The sequence below is a fragment of the Vibrio sp. YIC-376 genome (assembly GCF_052353105.1).
In the GTDB taxonomy this organism is placed as follows: domain Bacteria; phylum Pseudomonadota; class Gammaproteobacteria; order Enterobacterales; family Vibrionaceae; genus Vibrio.
Genome location: NZ_JBBWFK010000003.1, coordinates 346649 through 373223 on the forward strand (window position 1 = coordinate 346649; position 26575 = coordinate 373223).

Annotated in this window: 26 protein-coding genes; 12 read left to right on the top strand and 14 right to left on the bottom strand. The window is 44.6% G+C overall.

Annotation, left to right across the window (positions count from 1 at the left end; all coding sequences use genetic code 11):
* Positions 1 to 72 precede the first annotated feature (72 nt).
* The 4 genes from WJM94_RS08520 (at position 73) to WJM94_RS08535 (ending at position 3460) form a co-directional block, all read left to right on the top strand.
* Positions 73 to 1029, top strand: a complete 957-nt coding sequence (locus tag WJM94_RS08520) for an ABC transporter permease (protein WP_444493822.1) — start codon at positions 73 to 75, stop codon at positions 1027 to 1029.
* Positions 1022 to 1972: an iron chelate uptake ABC transporter family permease subunit gene (locus tag WJM94_RS08525; RefSeq protein WP_444493823.1), complete on the top strand. Its 951-nt coding sequence runs from the start codon at positions 1022 to 1024 to the stop codon at positions 1970 to 1972. The genes WJM94_RS08520 and WJM94_RS08525 overlap by 8 nt, the downstream gene beginning before the upstream one ends.
* Positions 1973 to 1983: 11 nt before the next feature.
* Entirely contained in the window at positions 1984 to 2745 is a 762-nt protein-coding gene (locus tag WJM94_RS08530) for an iron ABC transporter ATP-binding protein (RefSeq protein WP_444493824.1), read from the top strand.
* Between the two features lie 112 nt (positions 2746 to 2857).
* Positions 2858 to 3460, top strand: a complete 603-nt coding sequence (locus WJM94_RS08535; RefSeq protein ID WP_444493825.1) for a TetR/AcrR family transcriptional regulator — start codon at positions 2858 to 2860, stop codon at positions 3458 to 3460.
* Between the two features lie 43 nt (positions 3461 to 3503).
* Here WJM94_RS08535 and WJM94_RS08540 read toward each other — a convergent pair whose 3' ends face one another.
* Together WJM94_RS08540 and WJM94_RS08545 are read right to left on the bottom strand one after the other, a co-directional pair.
* Positions 3504 to 5042: an MFS transporter gene (locus tag WJM94_RS08540; RefSeq protein ID WP_444493826.1), complete on the bottom strand. Its 1539-nt coding sequence runs from the start codon at positions 5040 to 5042 to the stop codon at positions 3504 to 3506.
* 6 nt (positions 5043 to 5048) lie between these two features.
* On the bottom strand, positions 5049 to 6062 hold the full coding sequence (locus WJM94_RS08545) for an HlyD family secretion protein (RefSeq protein WP_444493827.1): 1014 nt from the start codon (positions 6060 to 6062) through the stop codon (positions 5049 to 5051).
* Between the two features lie 495 nt (positions 6063 to 6557).
* Here WJM94_RS08545 and tnaC point away from each other — a divergent pair, with 495 nt between their 5' ends.
* The 3 genes from tnaC (at position 6558) to WJM94_RS08560 (ending at position 9656) form a co-directional block, all read left to right on the top strand.
* On the top strand, positions 6558 to 6632 hold the full coding sequence (gene tnaC / locus WJM94_RS08550) for a tryptophanase leader peptide (RefSeq protein ID WP_444493915.1): 75 nt from the start codon (positions 6558 to 6560) through the stop codon (positions 6630 to 6632).
* Positions 6633 to 6914: 282 nt separating this feature from the next.
* On the top strand, positions 6915 to 8375 hold the full coding sequence (tnaA, locus tag WJM94_RS08555) for a tryptophanase (RefSeq protein WP_444493828.1): 1461 nt from the start codon (positions 6915 to 6917) through the stop codon (positions 8373 to 8375).
* 66 nt (positions 8376 to 8441) lie between these two features.
* The gene (locus WJM94_RS08560) at positions 8442 to 9656 is read left to right on the top strand and encodes an aromatic amino acid transporter (protein ID WP_444493829.1); all 1215 of its coding nucleotides are present in this window, start codon (positions 8442 to 8444) and stop codon (positions 9654 to 9656) included.
* Between the two features lie 57 nt (positions 9657 to 9713).
* Here the strand turns inward: WJM94_RS08560 and WJM94_RS08565 are convergent, their stop codons facing one another.
* The 4 genes from WJM94_RS08565 to WJM94_RS08580 form a co-directional block, all read right to left on the bottom strand.
* Positions 9714 to 10472 carry an alpha/beta hydrolase gene (locus WJM94_RS08565; protein ID WP_444493830.1) on the bottom strand — a complete coding sequence of 253 codons (759 nt, stop codon included), beginning with the start codon at positions 10470 to 10472 and terminating at the stop codon, positions 9714 to 9716.
* A 23-nt stretch (positions 10473 to 10495) separates the two neighbouring features.
* Entirely contained in the window at positions 10496 to 10828 is a 333-nt protein-coding gene (locus WJM94_RS08570) for a YggL family protein (protein ID WP_444493831.1), read from the bottom strand.
* 251 nt (positions 10829 to 11079) lie between these two features.
* Entirely contained in the window at positions 11080 to 11490 is a 411-nt protein-coding gene (locus tag WJM94_RS08575; protein WP_444493832.1) for a DoxX family protein, read from the bottom strand.
* A 203-nt stretch (positions 11491 to 11693) separates the two neighbouring features.
* Positions 11694 to 12581, bottom strand: coding sequence for a LysR family transcriptional regulator (locus WJM94_RS08580; RefSeq protein ID WP_444493833.1), 888 nt, complete (start codon positions 12579 to 12581; stop codon positions 11694 to 11696).
* 91 nt (positions 12582 to 12672) lie between these two features.
* Between WJM94_RS08580 and WJM94_RS08585 the strand changes: the two genes are divergently transcribed.
* Positions 12673 to 12987, top strand: a complete 315-nt coding sequence (locus WJM94_RS08585; protein ID WP_444493834.1) for a DMT family transporter — start codon at positions 12673 to 12675, stop codon at positions 12985 to 12987.
* 72 nt (positions 12988 to 13059) lie between these two features.
* Here WJM94_RS08585 and WJM94_RS08590 read toward each other — a convergent pair whose 3' ends face one another.
* On the bottom strand, positions 13060 to 13893 hold the full coding sequence (locus tag WJM94_RS08590) for a LysR family transcriptional regulator (protein WP_444493835.1): 834 nt from the start codon (positions 13891 to 13893) through the stop codon (positions 13060 to 13062).
* Positions 13894 to 14012: 119 nt separating this feature from the next.
* Here WJM94_RS08590 and WJM94_RS08595 point away from each other — a divergent pair, with 119 nt between their 5' ends.
* On the top strand, positions 14013 to 14660 hold the full coding sequence (locus WJM94_RS08595; protein ID WP_444493836.1) for a glutathione S-transferase family protein: 648 nt from the start codon (positions 14013 to 14015) through the stop codon (positions 14658 to 14660).
* A gap of 106 nt (positions 14661 to 14766) precedes the next feature.
* Here WJM94_RS08595 and WJM94_RS08600 read toward each other — a convergent pair whose 3' ends face one another.
* The 5 genes from WJM94_RS08600 to WJM94_RS08620 all read right to left on the bottom strand — a co-directional run bounded on the left by WJM94_RS08600 (position 14767) and on the right by WJM94_RS08620 (position 19866).
* The gene (locus WJM94_RS08600) at positions 14767 to 15858 is read right to left on the bottom strand and encodes a DmpA family aminopeptidase (RefSeq protein ID WP_444493837.1); all 1092 of its coding nucleotides are present in this window, start codon (positions 15856 to 15858) and stop codon (positions 14767 to 14769) included.
* Positions 15859 to 15875: 17 nt separating this feature from the next.
* Complete coding sequence (locus WJM94_RS08605) at positions 15876 to 16694, bottom strand: ABC transporter permease (protein WP_444493838.1); 819 nt, start codon at positions 16692 to 16694, stop codon at positions 15876 to 15878.
* A gap of 24 nt (positions 16695 to 16718) precedes the next feature.
* Complete coding sequence (locus WJM94_RS08610; RefSeq protein WP_444493839.1) at positions 16719 to 17618, bottom strand: ABC transporter permease; 900 nt, start codon at positions 17616 to 17618, stop codon at positions 16719 to 16721.
* A complete protein-coding gene (locus tag WJM94_RS08615) occupies positions 17615 to 18739 on the bottom strand; it encodes an ABC transporter ATP-binding protein (protein WP_444493840.1) in 1125 nt (374 codons plus the stop codon). Before WJM94_RS08615 ends, WJM94_RS08610 begins: the two co-directional genes overlap by 4 nt.
* A gap of 62 nt (positions 18740 to 18801) precedes the next feature.
* Positions 18802 to 19866 carry a polyamine ABC transporter substrate-binding protein gene (locus tag WJM94_RS08620; RefSeq protein WP_444493841.1) on the bottom strand — a complete coding sequence of 355 codons (1065 nt, stop codon included), beginning with the start codon at positions 19864 to 19866 and terminating at the stop codon, positions 18802 to 18804.
* A 276-nt stretch (positions 19867 to 20142) separates the two neighbouring features.
* Here WJM94_RS08620 and WJM94_RS08625 point away from each other — a divergent pair, with 276 nt between their 5' ends.
* The gene (locus WJM94_RS08625; RefSeq protein ID WP_444493842.1) at positions 20143 to 21018 is read left to right on the top strand and encodes a MurR/RpiR family transcriptional regulator; all 876 of its coding nucleotides are present in this window, start codon (positions 20143 to 20145) and stop codon (positions 21016 to 21018) included.
* 87 nt (positions 21019 to 21105) lie between these two features.
* On the opposite strand, the gene WJM94_RS08630 is transcribed toward WJM94_RS08625, so the two are convergent.
* Positions 21106 to 22602: a CoA-acylating methylmalonate-semialdehyde dehydrogenase gene (locus WJM94_RS08630; protein ID WP_444493843.1), complete on the bottom strand. Its 1497-nt coding sequence runs from the start codon at positions 22600 to 22602 to the stop codon at positions 21106 to 21108.
* A gap of 24 nt (positions 22603 to 22626) precedes the next feature.
* Positions 22627 to 23967: an aspartate aminotransferase family protein gene (locus WJM94_RS08635; protein ID WP_444493844.1), complete on the bottom strand. Its 1341-nt coding sequence runs from the start codon at positions 23965 to 23967 to the stop codon at positions 22627 to 22629.
* Positions 23968 to 24050: 83 nt separating this feature from the next.
* Between WJM94_RS08635 and WJM94_RS08640 the strand changes: the two genes are divergently transcribed.
* Both WJM94_RS08640 and WJM94_RS08645 read left to right on the top strand, forming a co-directional pair.
* Entirely contained in the window at positions 24051 to 24965 is a 915-nt protein-coding gene (locus WJM94_RS08640; protein WP_444493845.1) for a LysR family transcriptional regulator, read from the top strand.
* A gap of 262 nt (positions 24966 to 25227) precedes the next feature.
* Positions 25228 to 26427, top strand: coding sequence for a type III PLP-dependent enzyme (locus WJM94_RS08645; RefSeq protein ID WP_444493846.1), 1200 nt, complete (start codon positions 25228 to 25230; stop codon positions 26425 to 26427).
* Positions 26428 to 26575: the final 148 nt, after the last annotated feature.

Here is a 26575-nt window from a genome sequence, read left to right on the forward strand (position 1 = left end):
CCCTATTCAAGATGACCTTTCCGCTCATGGCGTGAAAGGTCATTGTCGTATTTATAAAGCTGTATCTTCACTATGAAATTACATCATATTTTGGCTTTCGTTTTGCTCATCGTCCTCGCAGGTACTTCCCTGTTAGTCGGAGTAGCAAACGTATCTCTATCGCAGATATTAGCTGGCGACAGCCACAGTTTGAACATTCTTTTGGTCAGTCGCCTGCCTAGATTACTCGCCATTATCCTGGCCGGAGCAGGGTTGAGTATCGCCGGATTAATCATGCAACAAATCGTGCAAAACCGATTTGCCGCCCCTTCCACCACGGGCACTGTGGACTGGGCAATGTTCGGTTACATCGTCGCTCTGATCTTCTTTGCAGACATGAGTAGCTGGGTTCATCTCCTCACCATCTTCGCTTTTTCTGTACTTGGCACTGTCATTTTTGTCCGCTTCCTGCAACGTTTGAAGTTTAAGAACACGGTTTTAGTCCCACTGATTGGCATCATGTATGGCAATGTGGTCTCTTCAATGACGACCTTTGTCGCGTATAAATATGATTTGGTGCAGACGCTTGGTTCCTGGACAGTAGCGAATTTCGCTTCTGTACTGCGTGGTAACTACGAGTTCTTATACTTAGCGCTGCCAGTATCTATATTGGCTTACGCCTACGCCAACCGCTTCAGCGCAGCAAGCGTTGGTGAGAGCTTCGCGAAAAACATCGGTTTGAACTACCAACGCATCGTGTTAATTGGCGTAATTTTAGTCGCAGTCTTATCGTCATCTGTCGTGATGATTGTAGGCATGATTCCTTTCCTGGGGCTTATTGTGCCGAACTTAGTATCGATATTCATTGGCGACAACATGCGTCGTAACTTGCCTTGGACAGCTTTCGCAGGCGTGATTCTCGTGCTGACCTGTGACATTTTAGGTCGCCTGATTATCTTCCCTTATGAAATCCCAATTTCGATGATCATCAGCATCTTAGGCGGTTCTGTTTTCATTTATCTGGTACTGAGAGACAAAGCGAATGCGTGATTCCATCAAAGTCATGGTACTCGCGGCTATCGCAGTACTAATTTGTGCCGTGTTTATCGGTAAAGGCTTAACGCCTGACAACTATCAATTCTTCTTATCTCGCCGCATTCCAAAAGTGCTGGCGATCGTGTTGGCGGCCATAGCGATTGCGTCCTCATCGTTAATTTTCCAGACCATTACCAATAACCGAATCCTGACGCCATCAATCCTGGGTTTTGATTCGCTGTACGTGATGATTCAGGTGATATTAGTGGTGATGTTTGGCGGTCTGAGTGCGTTTATCATCAATAGTAAACTCAACTTTGTCTTATCGACTGGCATCATGATCGTGTGTGCGATGACGCTGTTCAGCTTCTATTTTCGAGGTCATCAGCGCAACATCTTTACTCTATTACTCATTGGTATCGTGCTAAGTAGTTTGTTCAGCAGCATAACGGGCTTTTTCACTATGGTGACAGATCCGGACGAGTTTAACTTCATTCAGGGCTCCATGTTTGCCAGCTTTAATAATATCAACAGTGAGTTGGTGTACTGGTGTGTAGCTCCGTTGCTGTTGTGTGGTGCTTATTTAATGCGTATTGCCCACAAGCTGGACGTGATGTGGCTCGGTGTTGATAACGCCAGAAGTCTGGGTGTCGATACGCACAAACTGACAATGCAGGTCATGTTCATCATCACACTTATGGTGTCTATCTCCACAGCACTTATCGGCCCAATCCTGTTCTTTGGTTTAATTGTTGTTGCTCTGACCCGCCAAATATTTACCGGCTACCAGCATCGCCTTCTGATTGTCGCCAGTTCTGTGCTGTCAGTGGTTTTGCTGTCTGGCGGCCAATGGGTGGTCGAAAACCTGTTCGATTTCGACACCACCATCAGCGTTATTATCAACTTTATTGGCGGCGGTTACTTCTTAATGCTGCTTATGAAAAATAAATTCGATTAAAGGTTTATCCCATGATCCGTATTCAAGGTTTAAGCAAAAAATACAACGAAAAATACGTGGTGAAAAATGCTGATGCCCTTTTTCCACTAGGTAAAGTTACCAGCATTATAGGCCCAAATGGCGCAGGGAAAAGTACCCTGCTTTCCATGGCAAGTCGCCTGACGGAGAGTGATGCAGGTACAGTCGTCATTGGTGACAAACCACTCGATCAGTGGAACACGGAAGATTTAGCAAAACGCCTCTCTGTTTTGCGCCAATCCAACAACATCAATATGCGTTTTACGGTGCGAGATTTGGTCGCATTTGGGCGTTTCCCATACTCTCAGGGACGTTTAGCAGAAGAAGATCACCGCATCATCGAAGAGTCCATGCAGCATCTGGAAATCGACCATTTACAAGATCGATTTATTGACCAACTTTCTGGTGGCCAACGCCAAATGGCATTCATCGCTATGGTCGTCGCGCAAGACACAGATTACATTTTTCTTGATGAACCACTGAATAACCTCGATATCAAGCACTCCGTAGATATCATGAGCACACTGCACAAGTTAGCCAAACTGAAGAATAAGGCGGTAGTTATCGTGATTCACGATATTAACTTTGCTTCCTGTTATTCAGACCACATCGTCGCGATGAAACTGGGCGAAGTGATAAAAGCGGGTACGGTAGACGAAGTCATCGATGAGGCGGTACTAAGCGATATTTATGAGATTCGGTTTATCGTTCAGGAAATCGACGGTAATCGTATTTCTTTATACTATCGACATTAAGATTAAGAGGCGGCCTTGAGTCGCCTTTTTGTCTTTAGGACAGGAAAACATGTGTCTCTCCTCGCTAATAGTGGTACTGTACTGAACAGTCTGATTTAAACTGGGTTTTGTTATGCGAGCGTCCACGCAACAGAAAAGAATTCGAATCATTGAAGTGGCCACTGAGCTTTTTATTGAGCAGGGTTACAAAGACACGTCATTGGATCAAATAGTCGCCATTTGCGGCGGCTCAAAACAGACTTTATACCGCTATTTCTCCAATAAGGAAGGGCTGTTTATTGAGGTCCTATCGTATAACACGCAAGCTAGTTTAGAGTCGGCATTCCAACTTTCAGAAAAACACGGAGAGTCTCTGCAAGAGACTTTGGAAGACTTCGCGAAAAAGTATTTACGCGGCATTTGTTCCAATCCGGTTCTATCACTCTACCGAATTATTTCTGCAGACTTTTATAAACACGACTCAATACCGAGACAATTTTGGCAAACGAGCCCAATGCGGATTCATCAACACTTAATTGAGTTTTTAAAGACAGACACCGTCAGCCAACAATTACGTATCGATGATCCAGACATCGCTTGTGGGCAGCTTCTTGCTCTGATCAAACTCGACTATCAGACCAAAGCCTTAATGGGATTTGAGTTCCCGAATGAAGAAGAGTTGACTGCCCACACCCATAAAGCAGTCACTGCTTTTCTATCGCTCTATCAGAGATAGTCAGCTACGCCTCTCGGGGCCGCTCACTGAGCTAAAAAGCACCCTACTTCTGACTTGCTTCGCGTTTTGCCACTATTTTCTTGCCAATCAGAAGAATAGGCGCAAGCACAACAACCGAGAAAATAAAGACTATCAAAGCGTTACTTAATGCCAACGTCGTGGCTTGCTCTTTAACGATAGCACCGAGTTGCCCTGCCCCCACTGAGGGATTGGGTAGATGACCATTAGTCAGAATCGTACTGGCAAGCCCTTGTTGGTAACTAGAGAGTGTATCGCTCGTCTGTTCTATGGTTCGTCCAATCTCACCCGAGGCTTGCGCACTGTGCGTATTCATCACACCAGAAAAAAAGCCACCAGCGATAACCCCACCTATGGTTCGGAACAAGTAAAAATTGCAGATACCTTCGAGGCGTTCGTGATCCTTAAAATAGGTTAACACCGCAATCGTCACAGATACGTTCAACATCCCTACACCGAAACCACGCAGTAACATAGGAACAAGCAAAGACTCTGCCCCAGCATAACTTGGTAGCAAACTGAATTTATGTACCGATAGTAAGATCATCAATACACCCAATGGGACAACCGCATCAACCAATGTTCGTCGTAAATAAAACACCGATACACTAATCAACATCCCGCCTAACATGGCGTAGAAGAAAGGCAACTGGGCATATCCTGCGTTTAAGTGGTTATAGTTCATTGCCATCTCAAGAAAGTTTACAAACAGTGTATTACTTGCCATCACAGCAAAACCTGCCAGAAACGCGTTATACATGTAGACGTTGGTTTTCAGCGTGTTGTGTAATTCCGTAGATGCGGTATTTAATCGGCGTCGCTTGGTTAACAGGTAAATCAAACACAACCCTAATATGGCCGCTACCAGAGTAAGCTGGAAGAAAACCGTTGAATCAAGCCAGTTGTAGTAACGGCCTCGCATCAACAAATAAACGCTCAACCCTACCGCCAATGCTGATACCACATAAACGACTAAGTGTGATTTAGGCTTCTCAACCATTTTTATTGGTTCAGGTTTATAAACGCTGGCGAGAACAAGGGCAGAAAAATACAACCAAGCCGCGACGACACAAAACAACGACCAATCAAACACTTCTAACAATTGCGCCATTAGCCAAGGATAGAGCCCCATTGGTGCCAACGTAGTCAAGACTAACGTCAGTGCAATAATCGCGGGTAACCAGCGCTGCTCAAATACATCAAGCAAATAGATATTGACCACCACCAGCAATACACTCATGAAGAAACCACAACACAGCCAAGTCAGTGTGAATAACCATGGAATCGGTAACTGCATATAGAGAAGCATACTTGCCGCTATCTCTGCGATCAGAGCGGTGACCAAAAGCCGATAAGCACTCGAGTTACGGACCAAAATTGACGCAAATATGTAGCCCGTAACTTGAGCGATCAGCATACCAATTTTTACCCGTGCAACTTCATCGAGCGATAACCCTACCGTCGCCGCCATTTCATGCGAAAGCTCAGTAAACATCACCGAACTAATGCCAAACGCGGCAAGTGCGAATAGCACCCATATCAATAAAGGAGTACGTGATTTCATCGGAAATTACCCTTGCTTTTCGGTTTTAATCGCTACCTCCACAGAGAGCCCCGGATAAATACGTTTTCTCAGCTCTTGTGGAATATCTAACTCGATTCGCACAGGTACTCGCTGAACTACTTTGACGAAGTTACCCGTCGCATTTTGTGGTGGAAGTAAACTAAACTGAGCTCCAGTTGCAGGTGTAATAGAAGCAACTCGACCATTTAGAGGCTTGTCAGGGAACATATCCAGAACCACTTCAACCTCCTGCCCTTGAACCACATTTTCCAACTGAGTTTCTTTGAAGTTGGCTTCGACCCAAACATAATCCGGAACCATGACAATAAGACCCATACCAGGCTGAACAAACTTACCAACCTGAACTTGTCTATCTGCAATAAATCCATCAAATGGCGCTTTTACCACCGTTCTTTCTAACGCGATGTTGGCAAGACGCAGGTTCGCTTCCGCTCGTTTTTTCTGGGCAATAAGTTGTTTCTTTTCGGTTTTCAACGCTTCGTACTGCTTTTGTTCTGCGTTTAGCGCCAGCTTAACCGTTTCCAGTTTGCTGCTTGCTTCAATAGCGCGCGTCTTCTGGGCTTCGAACTGGTTTTTACTGACCGATTGCTTTTTCACCAGACTTGACAAACGATTCAGCTCCGCTGCCTGATGCTCTGAATTTGCTCGCGCGCTATGAATGCTTTGCTTTGCCTGCTCAATTTTCACCAATTGCATTTCGGTTTTAGTTTGGTTAGCTGTAATGGCAGCATTTGCAACATCTAAAGCGGATTCAGCGATCTCTTTATTGGCAATAAAGTCCTCATCATCGATTGAAAATAATGGCGTGCCTTTACTTACCCATTGGTTGTCCTCAACAAGTAACTGGCTGACTTGTCCGGCAACTTCAGGAGAGATAGCCGTCACATCGGAATGGACGTAAGCGTTATCCGTCTCAACCAAATTCGGCTGATAGAAACTGCAACCAACACCAAGCAGAGAACCTAAAACAAGCAACGAAGCGATGGCTTTCTTTTTCATTATGAATACCTCAACGAATGAACTGCACAAACTGTACTGTACGGTACAGTTTTAGTAAAGTTACTTTTGATCAAATTTAGCAATAAGGATCTAAGGCATTGAATTAAAGGTTCTTCGTCTTAAGTGAGGAGTCACATGCAGTCTGTTTATAATTGGTGTAAATATTTGTGTGGTTGCGTCAGCTCAATCTGATTGAATACTCGATAGATCCAGCAACCCAACTCTTTTCATTAACTGTATTTGTCGTGCCTCAAAAAAGAACAACCTTGTTCCAAAATAGTGCAACACTTACACACCACCAGAAAAGAACACAAATCATTTCAATATAAAACAATGAGATAAATATTGGCCCGTATTTTGCTGTATCAGATTAGATACTGAATGAATGGATGACTGATTGTTCATGCATGAGTCATCAGCAACTTACCAAGCGTTGACGCTGTACGTTGTGAGTTAAATTGTTTTGTTTACTTAGTTCTATCAAGGAAACTTCGTATGTTGTGTACAAGCCACATCAGTAATTGGATAACGTTAGATTTTAAAATCGCCTTCTTTTTCCCTGCCCAGTAACACCTCTCATTGGGTGCACAACACTGTGCGTTTTAGATTGGTTTGCTAGTCATTAACAGCACCTCCAATTTAATTACCCCCAACATTTAAAGCATACAGATACAAGAAAACTCAATCTGACCAGATTCGAAAGCATATCTGCTTTCCTATATCAAAAGTCCGTTTGATTATTCTCTACGTTTATTTCTGAATTTAAGCATTCGGGAAGGCAGAGTCTTATTTAAACCTATCTGTATGTATCAAAAACGATCAAAGAACTATTCATCTTTTAGGGAAAATAAAATGGAAAACTTTAAACACCTACCTGAACCATTTCGTATTCGAGTGATTGAGCCTGTAAAACGTACGACTCGTGAATATAGAGAAGAAGCGATACTAAAAGCGGGCATGAACCCTTTTCTTCTTGATAGTGAAGATGTGTTTATCGATCTTCTTACTGATAGTGGTACTGGTGCCATTACGCAAGAGATGCAAGCAGCCATGCTACGTGGTGATGAGGCATACAGCGGTAGCCGTAGTTACCATACACTTCAAAAAGCAGTAGAAGATATTTTCGGTTATCAATACACCATCCCAACTCACCAAGGCCGTGGTGCAGAGCAGATTTACATTCCGGTACTGATTAAAAAGCGAGAAAAAGAAAAAGGCCTCGACAGAAGCAAGATGGTCGCGCTGTCTAACTACTTTTTCGACACAACACAAGGTCATACGCAACTAAATTGTTGTGTTGCAAAAAACGTCTATACAAAAGAAGCCTTTGATACTTCTGTCGAAGCAGACTTCAAAGGTAACTTTGATCTGAAAAAATTAGAGCAGGCAATTTTAGAAGTCGGCGCAGAAAACGTACCGTATATTGTCAGCACGATTACATGTAACTCAGCAGGCGGTCAGCCTGTGTCACTTTCAAACCTTAAATCGGTTTATGAAATTGGCCAAAAATACGATATCCCTGTGATCATGGACTCGGCTCGTTTTGCGGAGAATGCTTACTTTATTCAGCAAAGAGAAGCAGGCTACAGTGACTGGTCAATCGAAGAGATTACCAAGGAAAGCTATAAATACGCAGATGGTCTGGCCATGTCAGCAAAGAAAGATGCCATGGTACAAATGGGTGGCTTACTTTGCTTCAAAGACGACTCCATGATGGATGTATACACAGAATGTCGCACTCTGTGTGTCGTTCAAGAAGGTTTCCCAACATACGGTGGACTGGAGGGTGGAGCAATGGAGCGCCTTGCGGTTGGACTCTATGATGGTATGCGTCAGGATTGGCTGGCATACAGAATCGGCCAAGTGCAATACCTGGTAGATAAGTTGGAAGACATTGGTATTGTCTGTCAGCAGGCAGGCGGACACGCTGCCTTCGTCGATGCAAGCAAATTGCTTCCTCATATTCCTGCAGAACAATTCCCTGCGCATGCACTGGCGTGTGAGCTGTATAAAGTTGCGGGTATCCGCGCAGTAGAAATTGGTTCCCTTCTACTTGGCCGAGATCCTGCGACAGGCAAGCAGCACCCATGCCCAGCGGAACTTCTACGCCTGACGATCCCTCGCGCTACGTATACACAAACGCATATGGACTTCATTGTCGAAGCATTCAAAGCGGTCAAAGAAAATGCCTCGAACGTTAAAGGTCTGGACTTTACTTATGAACCAGAAGTTTTACGTCACTTTACGGCACGACTAAAAGAAGTCGATTCCAAAGTTGAAACTGCATCAGTGAACGTAGTAGCAACTGCATAAATATTAAAATTTAAGCGCAGCTAAGCCGGTTGCGCTTTTTATTTATTTTGATAAAGGATTAGCATAATGAATAAAACCCCATCTTTAGTTGGTGGCTCTTGTATTATTGCCAGTGTATGTGTCGGTGCAGGTATGCTTGGCCTACCGAGTGCAAGTGCTGGTGCGTGGACAGTATGGTCAATTCTAGCCATTTTATTAACCATGGTAGTGATGACTATATCTGGATGGATGCTGTTAGAAGCTTTCAAGGAATATGATTTAAAAGTCTCTTTTAATACTGTTACAAAAGAGCTTCTTGGTAAAAAAATTAATTTTATTAATAACCTGACGGTGTATTTTGTTGGTGGCATTTTACTTTATGCCTATATTACCTCTTCCGGATTAATTATTCAGAGCTTGCTTGATATCGATAGTAAAAGCGCTTCAGTTATTTTTGTTGCGATCTTTTCTGCTTTTGTGTGGCATTCGACCCGGGCAGTAGACAGAATCTCAGTTCTGTTGATTCTCTTCATGATACTAAGCTTTGTATTTGGTATATCTGGTCTGGCCGCAAATATTGATACTTCTATCTTGTTGGATACGATCAGTCAGGAATCACAATACGCACCCTACGCTATGGCAGTATTACCCGTTGCTCTAACTTCATTTGGTTACCACCACTCCGTTGCCTCTATGCGTGCCTATTACGGTGAAGAACGCAAAGCTAAATATGCGATTCTGGGCGGTACTGTCATCGCTTCGGCTCTGTATTTGTTATGGCTCACAAGCATCTTTGGTAATTTGCCTCGCGTTAATTTTGGCCCTGTTATTCAACAAGGTGGTAACGTCGATGCACTGTTAGGTGCCCTGAGTTCTGTGATTGAATCAGAAAAAGTAAGTCAGGCGATCAACAGCTTTTCAATGGCTGCGATTCTGTCATCCTTCATCGGCGTAGGTCTGGGAGTCTTTGATTTCTTGGCGGATCTATTTAAGTTTGAAGACAACCGTACTGGACGAGCTAAAACATGGGCTGTTACTTTTGTACCGCCTCTGGTTTTATCCGTTATCGCTCCGTTTGGCTTTGTCAGTGCCATTGGTTATGCTGGCGCAGCCGCAACGGTATGGACCTGTATTGTACCTGCACTATTGGTTAAAAAAGCACGCAAAGAAAGTGGCACTAAAGGGGGCTTTAGAGCGCCAGGTGGTCAACCTATGTTGATGGGCGTCATCGCTTTTGGTGTACTTACTGCCGCGTTCCACTTTATGGCTATGATCGGACTACTACCAGCTTACACTGGTTAGAATCCATGATCGCTCAGTCAATGAGCTCTTAATACTGAAAATAAACATAAACGTCACCTAACGTACGGTGGCGTTTTGTTGTCCTTCATCCAGCTTTAAATATCGAATCACTTTATAAGCTAGCCATTCTGGATTATCTAAAGGGATATCGTGACCATCACCGTGGTTATATATGATCGGCATGTCCCAAACTTGAGCAAGTGATTGAGTAGCAATATTACTGACCAGCGAATCTTCGAGTGAAGAGATAAACAGTATTTCATTGTTCGGACGTTTCGCTTTGAACATAATGGCTGCGAATAACTGACGCAAAAAATTCATGGTTGTCGTTGGATATAACTTGCCAAGCATCACCCAATCATCAATAACTTTTTGGCTTAACGGCTGATTCGAAACCATTGAATAAATGATGGACTCTTTTTTCTCTGGGCCAGAAAGTAAGGCTTGAATGATGTTGAGGTAGTTCGCGGGCTTTAATCGTTGGTAAAACGGGCTTACGCCCCGACTGCTGGTATTGATACAAATCACCCGCCTTACCTGATCGGGATACAATTCTGCCCACTTCAGCGCAATCATACCTCCCATGGAAATGGCGATGATATCGACCTGAACATTTGAGGCTAGTTGAAATCGTATGCTCTCAACCATTTCCTCAATAGAACATGGCGACTTGTCTCCGGAAAGCGCACCAGTACCAGGAATGTCCACGGCGATCACTCTCTGGTCAGGAAGAAGCTCATTCAGTAGCTGTGAAAATTCTCCCCAATGATATTGACCACGAAAAAGCCCGCGTATCAATACGATATCCTTGCTCATTTATCGTCTCCCTGCTCACTTATTCACTCAGGTTGGTTGGCGTCGACTAATGGCCCGACTTCAACATCAGAGCACCCGCTGTGCTCGGTTAGCCATTGTTCAACTGCCAAACGATCCTCTTCTGAGGATGAATCGTAGCGGCGCTCCGGGACAATGAAGCCATCAAAGGATGTCAGGTCAGCTCCACCGCCCATCACTAAGCCTCGCTCTTCGATAAACGACAAGAAATCATCGATAATTTGATCACATTCCGCTGCTTGCTTTACGTGCAGGTGACAAAAAAATGCAAAGCCTAAAACTTTAAACTCATCGACATAAAGCTTTTTTCTCAATCTTCTGGATCGGTTAGTCGCCATATTGATTCCTTGAAATCTACGATATTACTTAAAGTCCAAATTTCTACATTAATACAGTGTAGTCGCCTCATTTAAAGCGTGTTAACCGTTTTGGGCCAAGATAGTTTGTTGGAAGCGATAACGATAGAAAGGAAGGTAACGCAGATGCCCTTAAATATTTATTGTTAGAATAAATATTTAAAGCATTTGATAGAATTAATAACACCGGGCAGATGCCCGGCGTTATTGAGAACTTTGGAGAAAAAATTTAACTATGCGTCCGGCTTTATTGCGTACTTTCCTGAGCCAAGAAATATGATCGCAATTGAGGCAAACAGATACACGCCAATGCCTTCAACCGCCCATGCACCAAACTTATTTAAGGTGAACAAATCTCCCATGTTTAGAAGGTAAATAACCATTAAACAGGTGCCGGCAACAACCACTGAAGCCAAACGAGTGTAAACACCAATAATCATCAATACTGGTGCAACAACCTCACCTAAGTAGACCCCATAAGCGATAAAAGCGGGTAAACCATGGTCCACTAACAGGCCCTGTATAAAATCCGTACCGCCGATAACTTTGTGGATGCCGTGTAATAAAAATAGAAATGCAAAACTGACACGTAACACTAATTTACCCAGATCGGGTTTCGCCAATACTCTATCGATAAAATTCATTAATTCACCCATAACCACTGCCCTTTTGAGTCTAATAATACTCACTATAGAGATCTGCAACGGCTATTATCAGCTCAAAGGATTAATCAACTCCATCAATTTTTCTGAACAATATCATTGATATGAATCAATTAAGCTTCGCGAACTTTCCTATATGCCCGAGCGCCATCGGGAGTCAGCGATTCTCCCCCTTTCACCACCGTTTATGTTGTAGGTGTGAATATTTGTTTGAGTTCATCGAATAACCACTGAAATACTGGTCCATTCATTCTGCCTTTTTTAAACACTAAATCGACGGGAGCGTTCCAGGGTTTATGGTCAAAAGCCACTTTAATTTTATGGAGTTCACCAGAGTCTATTAAGTCATTCACCAAAAATGAAGGCAAATAAGCCCAGCCTACCTGCTGCTTAACTAACTCCAGAGCACTGTAATGACTTGAACTCCACCAAACTTTTGGTGCAATGCTGATCAATGCCTGCGATTCTACTTTTGATTTCCCTCGAATTGCCAGTTGGCGAAATGGCGCCAAATCAGATTGCAGTTCAACCTCAATATCCGCAAGCGGGTAATCCGGATGACAAACCGGTAGGTAATCAATACTCCCCACATAACAGAAGTCGACCTGCTTTAGCACTTCGATCTCGGTAAACATCACACCGATATCCACATCACCATTTGCAACTTCAGTGGAAATATCACCAGAGGCTAAACTCAATACATCAATCTGAATAGTGGGAAACTGTCTATCTAAACGTTTAAATAGATCAGCTAATTTAGGGCTATATACACCGTCATCTATAGCGATCGTTAACTGGCTTTCTTCCTGATTCTCAATAGATTGAGCGATTTTCTCAAACTCGTCCGCCTGAGCTAACAGGTTTTTCGCACTGCGGATTAAACGCTCTCCCGCCGGAGTCAGCTTTGGGCTTCTGGCCGAACGGTCAAACAGTTCGACTCCCAAGTCGATCTCTAACGTACTGATACCATGGCTCACTGCAGATTGAACCTTGCCCATTTTCCTTGCACATGCGGAAAATGATCCCAGCTCAGCAGAGAGGACTAACATCCTGACTTGTTCCAAACTCAACATATGAAAAAATTCGATAGTTATTAACTTTTATCTATCGTAATAACAGATACCATGACCCGCAAATGTTTTTATACCCAATTAGGTGGAAATTATGAGCTGGTTATATCTGCTTTTAGCTGGTCTTACGGAAATTGGATGGCCGGTTGGATTGAAAGTTGCTCAGTCAGGGCACAAGGTATTAGGGATATCAATGGCGATACTATTCATGGCGATCAGTGGTGCACTGTTATTTGCGGCACAACGTGTGATCCCTATGGGTACAGCCTATGCGGTCTGGACTGGCATTGGCGCTGCAGGGACATTTCTTGTCGGCGTTTATTTCTACGGAGATCCGACTTCAATGGTGCGCTACATTGGCATTATGCTGATTTTGTCTGGTGTAGTCATGCTGAAACTTGGTCATTAATTCAGAATAAGCATTAACGCAGCTATTGCTGTACCAGCGTTAATGCTTTTCTAAACACTCCTATACATTAGGTTAATCCACCATTGAAAAGTTGGCGGAAGCCAGATCAAAAGAGCTGAGTAATGGGTGTGGATTCACTCCGGAAACGAGCACAATATCGACAGCAGGCAATGGTGGCATATTCGCTAGAATTTGCAGGTCGCTTGAGACGCTTAAACGCCCCATCGCACCAATTGCCAGTCCTTCTCTGACTATAGCCCTTTGAGCTGACGCGGTATTACAACACGCTAAAAGCTGGTAAGAGATGCCCCTTTTCGTTAACCCATCAATTGCCGCTGCATGGTATTTGCAATCTGGCTGGAAAAGCGCGAGTGGTAAAGGCTTAGTCTTATCCATTTGGTAATCCTGATTGGCAATCCAAACACCTTTATCGTGGGCAAGCCAGTGTCCTTCTTCGCTATCAGCAGAACGCGTCAGTATGGCTGCATCAATTTTACCTTCATCCAGCCACTCTCGCAGTGTGACACTAGGCTGGCTAAACACTTGAATGGAACATGTGGGTTCTGCTTGTTTCAGGATACCAATAACTTTTGGCAGAATGGCGTCGTTGTAATCTTCCGGACAACCTAGCCTGAGTGGCAGCTTATCCTGATAACGACTCACCTGATTAACCGCATGATTGTGTAAAGTGACTAACTGCTCAGCATGAGCTCGTAATGCGAGTCCGGCTTCACTCAGCACAAGGTTACGCCCTTCTTTGACGAACAGACGAATGTTCAGTTCATCTTCCAACTTGCGCATCTGGGCACTAAACGCAGACTGAGTTCGGTTAATTTGCTTCGCTGCCCGGGTAAAGCTACCAGTATCTGCAAACGCGAGAAGACTTTTTAAAGCATCAATATCCATACTAAGCTTATCTATCGGTTTTATTAATGTGTCCTATCAAAACTATCCGTTAGTTTTCGATAAAACAATCCGTTACCGTAAATGTTCCTTATAAGTGCTGAAAAAACAAGGAAGTATTGATGAAACTTTACATCGGCAATCAAAACTACTCGAGCTGGTCATTGCGTGCATGGCTTATCTTTATGCAATATGACATCGATGTTGAAATCAAAAAGATCAAACTGTTCACCGATGATTTCTACAAAACGTTAGAGGGTATTACACCAACCGCCAAGGTTCCGACACTGGTTTGTGACGACGTTACGGTCTGGGACTCACTGGCGATTCTCGAATACGTTAACGAAGCTTACCTGAATGGAAAAGCATGGCCACAACATCAGTCAGAGCGAGCCAGAGCGCGTGCAATTTCAGCGGAAATGCATTCTGGATTTATGGCACTACGTAACGAAATGCCAATGAACTGTCGCGCCAAGAGAACGGTATCTTTGAGTCAAGAAGCACTTAAAGACATCGCACGGATTGATCAAATCTGGTCAGAGCAAATGGAACAGTACCCGGGAGGCTGGCTCTTTGGAGAATGGTCAATTGCAGACGCCATGTACGCACCGGTTGTATTGCGCACACTCACTTACGGCATCACACTGTCAGAAAAAGCGACCCAATATCAGCAAAAAGTGCTGCATAGCGAAACCATGCAGCGCTGGCTAGCGGAAGCCAACTTAGAAACAGACATCGTCGAGGAAGATGAAGCAGGAGAACCAATTTAGTTCTCCGCATCACCACATAAATAAAAAGAGCCTTTGACTACAACGGAGCGTTCTCGTCAAAGGCTCTTTAATTGGGTTGCTTGTTAAACATCAATCAATAGCAAGGCTACACACTAAAAAATCGATCGACGTGCTTAACCAGCTCCCCCGTATCGATGGCCTTGCAGTTGTAACCTGCTGGTTTAAACGTCGTTACGTCTTCAGCCGCGACCATGGCATTGACCACCGACTCCTCAACAGCCTGAACCGCAGCCATGTAGAAATCGTCAAACAGCTCATCGTTCACACACGTCATTGACGCGTAATGTCCTGACAACTGAGGCAAATCTTGTTGGTTCGCGGTACTGAACGCCAAAAAGATATCGCCCGAGTTATTGCCGCCCGGTGAGCCATTTCTACCAATGCCAATTGCCGCGCGCTTAGCCATGCGTTTCAGTTGATGAGGGAGCATCGGTGCATCCGTGGCAAGTATCACGATGATTGACCCCATCTCTTTCTCTTCAGGCATCATCTCATCTTGCATGTATTTCCCGATAGGCACACCCAGCACATTAAACCAAGGACGAATTCCGTGATTAGCCTGGACAAGCGCTGCGACGGTATAGCTATCGTCACCCACTTTGACTACTCGGGAAGACGTCCCCGTACCGCCTTTAAAACCGTAGGCGATCATGCCTGTACCACCACCCACATTGCCTTCGGCAATCACACCATCTTGGGCGCTTTCTAACGCATCAAACGCATCTTGCTCTGTTACGTGCATTGCATTGATGTCATTAAGAACACCATCATAAGTTTCTGCGACAACGGGCATTGCCCATAAATGATTGTCTGCCCAGGCATCTTTGTAATGATTCACCATCCACTTTACCGCAGCATGATGAGTGATCCCGACACCATGAGTATTCGTGATCATCAGTGGCCCACAAAAATAACCGCCGTCCTGAATCCAGTGAGTTCCGGTCATTTCGCCATTGCCATTCAGTGCATAGCTTCCCGCCCAAACTGGCTGCGGAGTCTTTGAGTATCCGCGAGGCAATATCGCTGTTACCCCAGTTCGTACTGGTGAGTCAGGATCATCTTTGAGCAGGGTCTTATAGCCAACCAACACTCCAGAAACGTCGGTAATCGCGTTGTTCGCACCAGTCACACCAGGAAACGGAAGACCTAGCTCTCTAGCTCTGAGTTTTCTCGTCATATCTAAACTCCATATCCTTATATTGAGCTTTTCTTAGATTTAAAGTAGATGCCCACATAAGCGATAACTAATGAGAACAGCAGCATTAGCGTCGCTATAGCATTGATTTCCGGTTTAATTCCTTTTCGGATCATGCTGAGTATGTACACAGGCAAAGTGGTCGAATCCGTACCACTGATAAAGTAAGTGATCACCACATCATCAATAGAGATGATGAAACTGAGTAAAGCGCCACCAATCACACCGGGCAGAATTAAAGGCAAAGTAACGCGTTTAAATGTTTGCCATTCATTGGCACCTAAATCGGCAGACGCACTTTCTAATAACGGGTCCATCCCTGCCAGTCGTGAACTGACAACGATAAAGACATAACTGATTAAGAACGTACAATGGCCGATAACAATGGTCGTAGAGCCGAGAGTCAGACCTGAACCGATGAAAAATATCAGCAGCGCAATTCCCAGCACGATGTCTGGCATCACCATAGGAACGTGCATTAACATTTTATAAAACGGCTGCAGTTTGAAGCGAAATTGCGCTAATGCGAGCGCAACCATGGTGCCTAATACAGTGGAGATTACGGTTGCACTGCTTGCGACGACTAAACTGTTTTTTAGTGCATTCAGCAGTTGCCCGGTTGAATCAATATACGTGTCCGGCAATTGCATTTCTGTCTCCAAGCCAAACATGATTCGGTACCAGTCCAAACTCGCACCTTCCCAGTTCATGATGTTTACAGGGTTAGCGTTGAAGGAATACACCACAATCAAAATGACTGGGGCATAGAGAAAAACAAAAAACAGTAAACTGTAAGTCGATAAGATCCTTTTAAACATCGAGTTCCCTTGCATACTATTTCCTTACTGGTTTGCCGGAGAGCGGTTAATCCGATAGAAAAACACGCTTAGTAACACCAACATAAACAGCGTGATAATCATCGATAACGCGGCACCAAATGGCCAGTTTCTCGCGTAGAGGAATTGCTGCTCGACCATATTGCCAATCATCAGGACCTTGGCACCGCCAAATAGCTCAGGAATAACGAAATTGCCTAAACTCGGAATAAATACCAACACACTGCCCGCCATAATGCCTGGCAGCGTCAGCGGAAATATCACTTTGCGAAAAGTTGTAAATGGCGTTGCTCCAAGATCTTCAGACGCCTGAATCAGCCTTGTGTCTAGCTTCTCAACACTTGAGTAGATAGGCAGGAACATGAACGGCACAAAAATGTAAACCATGCCAATGATCACAGCGGTACCTGAATACATGATGCTCAAAGGCTCAGAGATAACGCCTGTCCACTCTAAAAATTGATTGGCGAAACCGGAGTCTCGCAGAATGAGGATCCATGCATACAAACGAACGATCATGCTGGAAAAGAAAGGAAGTGTTATCAATAAGATAAACAGTGACTTCATCTTAGGTGATAAGCCGCTGATCCAAAACGCGACTGGGTAGCAAACCACTAATGAGCAAATAACCGTTGCAGCAGCTAAGCCAATTGAGCGAAGTAAGATCTCCAAATAAACAATGTCGAACTCTTCATAAAAACCGTCAGCCCAGCCTAGAATTCTGCCGTAGTTCCAGTGGTAAAAACTCCATTCAACACCGCCGTAAAGCCCCGGCTCCAAAAAGCTGTAGGTCAGCATGATCATTAGCGGAATTAAAAAAAACACGCCCAGAAATATCGACGTCGGGGACAGCATGACTAGCAGCGATACTTGTTCTCGGGAGAGCGTCTTTGAGGATGGCTTCATGCAACCTCCCGCTCAGTTTTCCTTTCAAAACTGATCCCATGTGGGGCACTGACCTGATAATAAAGTGTCACTGTATCACCTGCGTGATAACTGCCATCACTGCGGCGAGCCAAAGCGGTGACGGATTGGCCGTTGACTAATTTACCATGCAACTGGTAATCGGCACCGACGAAAACGACTTCGTCGACGGTCATATCGATACCATGAGTCAGCCCTTGATCAAGCGCCGGTTTCAATGAAAATTGCTCAGGTCTCAGCAATAATTCAACACGATCGCCAACGTGGTAATTATCCGCTTCACAGAAAATCTTCACCCCTGCACAGTCGACAACCGCTACGTGGTTCTCTACCAAAATCACCTTACCGTTAAATAAATTACTTTCGCCGATAAATGTCGCAACGAATTTATTTTTAGGCGTATGGTAGATTTCATCTGGCGTCCCCATCTGCTGGACCTTACCGCCGTTGAGCACGACGATACGATCTGACATGGTCAAGGCTTCTTCCTGATCGTGTGTAACAAAAACAAAGCAAATACCGAGCTCGGCCTGCAAACGTTTAAGCTCTAGTTGCATCTTCAGTCGCAGGTTCTTATCCAACGCAGATAACGGTTCATCGAGCAACAAAAGTTTAGGGCGATTGATAATAGCGCGCGCCAGAGCGACGCGTTGTTGCTGGCCTCCGGAAAGCTGCGACGGTACGCGCTTTTCAGTCCCGCTGAGGCCAACCATTTCCAGCGCCTCTTTGACGCGCTGATTACGTTCATCTTTTTTGACTTTGGCAACATCTAGTCCGTAGCCGACATTGTCTTTGATGGTCATATGCGGAAATAGCGCATACGACTGAAAGACGGTGTTCACTGGACGTTTGTGAGCAGGGAGTTTAACGATGGACTCGTTATCAATTAACACGTCACCTTTATCTAAACTTTCAAACCCGGCAATAATTTTCAGCAATGTGGTTTTGCCACAACCCGATGGGCCTAACAAAGTGATGAACTCTTTTCGCGCGATGGCGATATCAACCCCATCGAGCGCTTTAATCACACTGCCCTCAGGCGTAGTAAACTGACGATAGCCACGGCGTATACGAATGTATTCTTCGGATAGAGAATCTGACATCTGAGTCACCATTTACAATAGTTGAGCACGGGCTCAGGAGATAAGCCCGTATTTTGAGTTAATTAGTGAGTGCGGATCTTGGTCCAAACACGATCATACAGCTTGATGTCTTTGCCTAGTTCAGCAAAGAGTTGCAGCTTTGAACGAACTTCAGCTGTTGGGTTGATGTTTGGATTATCTCGAATGTATTCAGGAAGAAGTGCTATCGCATCTTTGTTAACGGAGCCGTTCATTTGCTGCTTGGTATTCAGTGCGGCAATTTCAGGCTGAGTGAAGAACTCTAAGAACTTTTTCGCATTGCTCTTGTTCGGTGCCGACTTAAGTACACACATGTTTTCCTGATACATGGTCGCCCCCTCTTTAGGGATGACGTAACCAAGCTCGTCCGGCGTTTGGAATACGTATAACATTGCACCGACATACCATTGCGCAGCAGCGATATCACCCGACTGTACCAACGGCGCGCTGTCATACGTAAATGAAGAGATATAAGGTTTTTGTTTAATGATGAACTCTTGCGCCTTTTTCAGATCATCACGATCTGTCGAGTTCACGCTCTTTCCCTGCTCTATCAAACCAATGCCGATAACTTCACGCATGTCATCCAGCATTGCGATTTTCTTACCCTCTTTTGGCAGCTCGAAGAACTGTTCCCACGACTCGATGGAGCTGACCTGTTTCTTGTTATAAAGAATACCGACCGTACCCCACGCATATGGTAAGCAGTATTCACCTTTAGGGTCTGATTTCGCGTTTAAGAAACTGGTATCGATATGTGAAAAACCGGCAGTTTGGTTAATATCCGTTTTCTCCAGAAGGTTAAGCTGAAACATGATGTCTTGCATGTGAACAGAGGGAAATACGATATCGTACCCTGTCGCGCCAGCTTGCAATTTCGCTAACATTTCTTCGTTGGAGGTATAGGTATCAATACTGACTTCGATACCCGTTTGTTTGGTAAATTCTTCAAGAACGGCAGGGTTGATGTAATCGCCCCAGTTGTATAGCTTAAGCGCCTCCGCAGAGACGGCTTGTTGAGATATCCCTAATCCCACCGTTGCGATTGCTGCTGCCATTGTTTTTCGATTTATTAAGCGGGTGTAACTATTAACATTTAATGCCTTCATGTATCCACCTTCCATGTGTTTAAAGCAAGCTGTTTAAAACTCTTTTAATCCACTAAATCATCGTTTCGATGTCAGTAACAATTCTTTTACATTGGCATGTTTATTTCAATATCATGATATGTTATTCATGTAACATATTAATAAGCGTCTGATAAACAGTAAGTTAGAGACGCCAGTATAGAAAATAGCCAAAAATTTGAGTTAAAACGGCTAGTTAAAGCACCGTCACAGGGCAACGCCGCCCCACATAAGTGCATCTAAACACAAGGAAGTGTTATGGTTCATACATTTAGTAATCCGTCAGACATTGTAACCTCGGCAACCGCACAAAAGTTAAAGTCATTGATACCCAAACTTTCTGTTTCCGAAGCAAGAGTAGCGCAGTATATCTTGCTAAATCTGGAGCAGATCAGTTTTGAAACCGGGGTATCTATTGCAGAAAAAGCAGCAGTCAGCCAGATAACCGTCAGCCGTTTTTTAAAGAAAGCGGGATATCACGGCATTTCGTCTTTAAAAGATGAAGTAAAAAAAGAGCATATCGAGAACAAATACAACAGCGATGCTGATATTCCAATTGATAGCTTTTATCAAGAGCATATGAAGAACGACATGCAAGCTTTGATGCGGCTCTATGAGCAGTTTGGTACCGCAACCTGGGATGGACTGGTTGGCTGTGTCAGTGCCGCACAAAAAGTGTATGTAACAGGTTTTCAGTCAATCAGAGGGACGGCTGAGGACATTACCCGGAGGCTTTCTTTTGCACGGGACAATGTTCAATACCTCTCTGCCCACGACGGGATGCTCGCAGAATGGCTGGGAATGGAAATACAGCCCGCGAACAAAAAAGGCTACGATGTACTGGTTGTGCTGGATATCGTCCCGTACGCAGCTGAAACGAAAAAGCTATGTGAAGAGGCCAAGAAGCGCGGTATTCAGATCGTCATCATCACCGATGAATTCTGTTATTGGGCGGAAGACTTCACACCTCACGTCTGCCACACCAAATCTAAAGCGGGGTTATTTCTGGAATCGACCTGGGGAATCGTCATGGCAGCAAATATGCTGGTGCACAGAATTGCCCAGCAGAATCCTAACAGTCAGCAACGCGTAAAACGTTGGCACAACCTGTCTAAAAGCATGAACCTATTCTAAGCAAGACTAGATTAGCACTTGTTAACCAAACACATTTCCCCCAGCGCAAGAGCTAGGGGAAATGTGAATTAGCCAAGGAATTGAGTGCTATTTATTGCTTGGGAATGCAAATTGCGCGGTTTCGTTGTTTTGCGGCTTTGGCCATTTCTGAGTAATGGATTTGCGTCGAGTATAAAAACGCACACCGTCAGGACCGTAAGCATGAAGATCGCCGAATAACGAACGTTTCCATCCACCAAAGCTGTGATAAGCCACTGGAACCGGAAGCGGTACGTTGACACCGACCATCCCCGCTTCAACTTCGTCACAGAATATCTCTGCAGTTTCACCATCGCGTGTAAAGATACACGTCCCGTTACCGAACTCGTGTTCGTTAATGAGCTGAATACCTTCTTCAAGGGACTTCACACGCACTACACAGAGCACAGGACCAAAGATTTCATCGGTGTAAATCTTCATGTCTGGAGTGACGTTATCGAACAAGCTGCCGCCAATAAAGTAGCCGGTAGAGAAGTCAGGAACAGAAAGACCTCGACCATCCACGACTAACTCAGCACCCGCCTCAACACCACTCGCAATATAACCACAAATCTTCTCAAGATGCTCTTTGGCAATCACTGGCCCCATATCAACTGAATCTTGTGTATAGGCACCAACTCGCAGTTCTTGAATCAGGGGAGTCAGTTCTTTAACCAGATTATCTGCCACTTCATCACCAACACACACGGCAACAGAAATCGCCATGCAGCGCTCACCACACGAGCCAAAGGCCGCACCCATGAGTGAGTTAACTGTGCTCGATACTTCTGCATCCGGCATGATGATCGCGTGGTTTTTAGCTCCGCCAAGGGCCTGTACACGTTTGCCGCGCTTAGTGCCTTCTGCATAAATATATTCAGCAACAGGTGTTGAGCCGACGAAACTCATCGCTTTCACTTCTGGTGCTTCGATTAATGCGTTGACGACCTCTTTGCCACCATTAACAACGTTGAGTACACCGCTTGGCAGCCCTGCTTTATGTAATAGTTCAACAATGAACAGGGTTGAAGCTGGCACCTTCTCAGACGGCTTAAGAATGAAACAGTTACCGCACACAATCGCAAGTGGATACATCCAAAGTGGTACCATCGCTGGGAAGTTAAATGGCGTGATACCGGCAACGATACCTACAGGCTTGTGATCACTCCACGCGTTGATACCCGGTCCAGTTCCTCTTGTGTATTCGCCTTTCAATAGCTCTGGCGCGCCACAAGCGTATTCAACATTCTCGATACCACGCTGAAGCTCGCCTAATGAGTCTTCTATCGTCTTACCATGTTCTTCACTGATCAAACGCGCGATTTGGTCTTGGTTCTCTTCTAATAGATCTTTAAACGCAAACATGATTCGCGCTCTTTTCAGAGGAGGCGTTTTGCTCCACGTTGGGTATGCGTGTTTCGCCGCCTCTATCGCTAAAAAAACCGTTTCTGCGCTTCCCATTTCAACCTGACGAATCGGCTCGCCAGTTGCTGGGTTGTAAACATCAATCGTTGAACCTGAATGTGAGAATTTGTCGCCGGCAATAAAATGCGAAATAACGTCCATGCTTTGACTTCCTTTTCTTGATTTTTAATTTAGTTGATTCAGTGTTTCGTAAACCGCGTCAAATAAACGCTCAAGGTCATCAGCTTTGGCATTAAACGTCGGACCAAATTGAATCGTGTCTCCGCCTGAGCGAACATAAAATCCTTTTTCCCACAGAGATAATGTACATTCGAACGGTCGAATGGTTGGATCATTGTCTCTTGGTGCGATCTGAATTGCGCCAGCTAAACCACAGTTTCGGATGTCGATAACATGGTTCGCCCCTTGGATCGCATGCAGCTTGCTTTCGAATATAGGCGCAAGTTCGTGTGACTGCTGAATCAGCGAGTCTTTTTCTAACAGATCCAGTGTAGCTAGACCTGCGGCACATGCGACCGGATGCGCGGAGTACGTGTAGCCATGTGCAAATTCGACCATGTGAGAAGGTAAATCCTGCTCCATAAAGGCCTGATAGATCTCATGAGAAGAGATCACCGCGCCCATAGGGATAGCGCCGTTGGTCAGTTGCTTAGCCGTGTTCATGATATCTGGCGTCACGCCGAAATACTCAGCACCACTCCAGCATCCCATGCGTCCGTAGGCCGTGATAACTTCATCAAAAATCAGCAGGATGTCATGCTGATCACAAATTTCGCGCAAACGCTGTAGGTAACCTTTTGGTGGCACAATCACGCCCGCAGAGCCTGACATGGGTTCAACTATAATTGCGGCAATATTCGAGGCGTCATGAAGTTCGATGAGTTTCAAAAACTCATTCGCGAGTTCTTCACCACCCGTTTCCGCGCAGCCTTTTGTAAAAGCTAAATCGGGTTGCAGAGTGTGGGGTATATGGTCAGCATCGACTAACTGGCCAAAGGTTTTTCTATTACCGCCAATGCCGCCTAGGCTGGTTCCACCAAAGTTAACGCCATGATAACCACGCGCTCGGCCTATTAACTTGGTTTTCGACGCTTTGCCTTTTACACGCCAGTAAGCTCGTGCCAATTTGAGTGATGTGTCGGCACATTCAGAGCCAGAACCGGTAAAAAGCACATGATCGAGTCCTTTAGGCATCTTCTCGACAATTTTGTCCGCCAGTTTAAAGGAAAGCTCATGGCCAAATTGAAATGCCGGTGAGTAATCCAACGTGCCTAACTGTTCGGCCACCGCTTTTTGGATCTCTTGACGACCGTGCCCCGCACCACATGTCCACAGCCCGGACAAAGAGTCATAAATATCTCGGCCGTTGGCATCTTTCAGCCATGAGCCTTGAGCTTGAGTGATGATGCGTGGGTTTTGGTGAAAGCTTCTATTGGAAGTAAATGCCATCCAATGAGCAGAAAGATCTGGATTGATTCCATCTTGTGCAAATTTATAGTTACTCATCGTTATACCGTCCTTGTATTGACTGGACTTATTTTTACCACATGAGTATGTTAAGTAGATTATAAATTTACCTTACATAAGTTATGAAAAAGCTCAACAATAATAACAAAAGCATCATCCATCAGATCACCGATTTTGATATCAAACTGATTCGTCTGTTTAAAACCGTGGTTGAGTGCGGTAGTTATACCGCTGCGGAACCTGTTCTTGGCATCACAAAGTCGGCGATATCCTTGCAGATGAGTGACCTTGAAAAACGCTTGAATATGAAGCTTTGTCATAGAGGCAGAGGCGGTATCACCCTGACCGACGAAGGGGAGGCGGTATTAGAGTCTGCCGACATTCTCCTTGCTTCTATCGAACAATTTCGTAATGACGTAAACCAAATCAATAATGAGCTGCGTGGCGAACTTAATATCGCACTGGTCAACAATCTGGTCACGCAGCCTCACATGAAAATTACCCGCGCGTTAACGCACATTCGTAAGATGAGTGAAAAAATCAATATTAACATCACGATGTCTTCTCCTGCGGATATAGAAAAAGGCTTAATTGACGGGCGGTTTCACGTTGGTGCATTCCCTGCAAACAACAAAAGCAATAACTTCGATTACCGCACTTTATATAACGAAAGTTATTGCCTTTATTGCAGTCATGAGCACCCATTCTTTACTGAAAGCGATCAGGCTATCGAACGCCTTAAGCAGACCAATTCCGTCATCACAAGACACAAAATGTCTACAGAAGCGACCGATCTGTATCAAAAGCTAAAATGCACGGCAACTGCGTCCGACCATGAAGGCATCGCTTTCTTAATACTTACAGGTACTTACATCGGATTTCTACCACAACATTATGCCGATTATTGGTGTAATAAAGGACAAATGCGAGCCCTATTCCCTGATGAGTTTCATTTCAGTTCAGATATTTCATTGGTGACAAGAAGTGGATTAAAACACAACCAAATCCTTAATAAGTTCATTGAAATCATAGAGTAAGTATTTATTAGCAATCGTTATCTTTACGACAAAAAACTTCTTCTTTATTTGCGGCATTTTTTATTGCGCGTGAAAACTTATGACCTTAATATCGCGCTGCTTCTTGATGATAGCCAATCCGAGTACATCACAGCTGTTTTGTGGCAAGGCGATAGAGCAACTATCCAAGAGTTTCTTTGACGGCGGTAACCCCGCTTTTATTGACGCTCCACTTTTCATCACAATGCCCATGAAAAGTGCCTACTTAACTTGGAGGTTTGCTATGGCTAATTCTGCGTCTGTATTGGGTTTTCAATCTTTTTCTTCTCCGGCTCTACCTGCTGAGACAGTCGATCTTATCGAAACTGCGGTTGCACAACTTGGTGCACCTTTATTGATGCTGGACTGCAATATTGTTCGTAAAAATTACCGCGCCCTAAGCCAAGCATTGCCGAATGTCACTCTGCATTTTGCGCTTAAACCGCTACCTCACCCAACAGTGGTCAATACCCTATTGGAAGAAGGCGCAAGTTTCGACTTGGCGACGTCTGGTGAAGTAGATTTGGTGAAACAACAAGGCGTACCAGCAGAACGTACTATTCACACTCACCCTATCAAACGTGATCGTGATATCCGTGATGCGCTTGCGTATGGCTGTAATGTGTTTGTGGTTGATAACTTAAATGAATTGGAAAAATTCAAAGCTTACAACCATGACGTTGAACTGCTTGTTCGTTTGAGCTTCCGTAACTCAGAAGTATTCGCGGATTTATCGAAAAAATTTGGCTGCACACCAGAGCAGGCACTGAACATCATCGAAACAGCAAAAGAGTGGAATATTCGTATTAAGGGTCTATCGTTCCATGTAGGTTCACAAACGATGAATCCTCAAAAATACGTCGATGCTATCCGCACTTGTAAACAAGTGATGGACGATGTCGTATCGCGTGGTTTACCAGCATTGAGCACACTTGATATCGGTGGTGGCTTCCCTGTGGAATACACTGAGAATGTAATGCCAATTGGTGAGTTCTGCGTACCGATTAACGAAGCGCTAAACGAATTACCAGAAACCGTTCAAGTGATTGCTGAACCAGGACGCTTTATTGTTGCAGAAGCAGTCACCAGTGTTGCATCGGTCATGGGTCAAGCAGAGCGTGACGGGCAAATTTGGTACTACCTGGATGACGGTATCTACGGTTCATTCAGCGGTCTGATGTTTGACGATGCACAGTACCCAATTGTGACATTGAAACAGGAAGGTGAATACCTACCGAGTGTATTGTCGGGCCCAACCTGCGACAGCATCGATGTGATAGCAGAAAATGTGATGCTACCAAAACTGGAAAACGGTGATTTGATCATCGGCCGTATGATGGGCGCTTACACCAGCGCAACGGCAACAGATTTTAACTTCTTCAAACGTGCAGAGACCGTTGTTATCAACGAGTTTGAAGAAAACAGCCAACGTATGTTTGGTTAAGAACTACTCAAAACTTATTAACGCATAATAACGCTGCCAATATAAAAACGCCACTGGACTGAAGTTCAGTGGCGTTTGTTTTTTAAATTGGTGAACCTAAAAAGCAAGTGCGAATACAGACCTCTTAGACTCTGACTTATGAAGACAA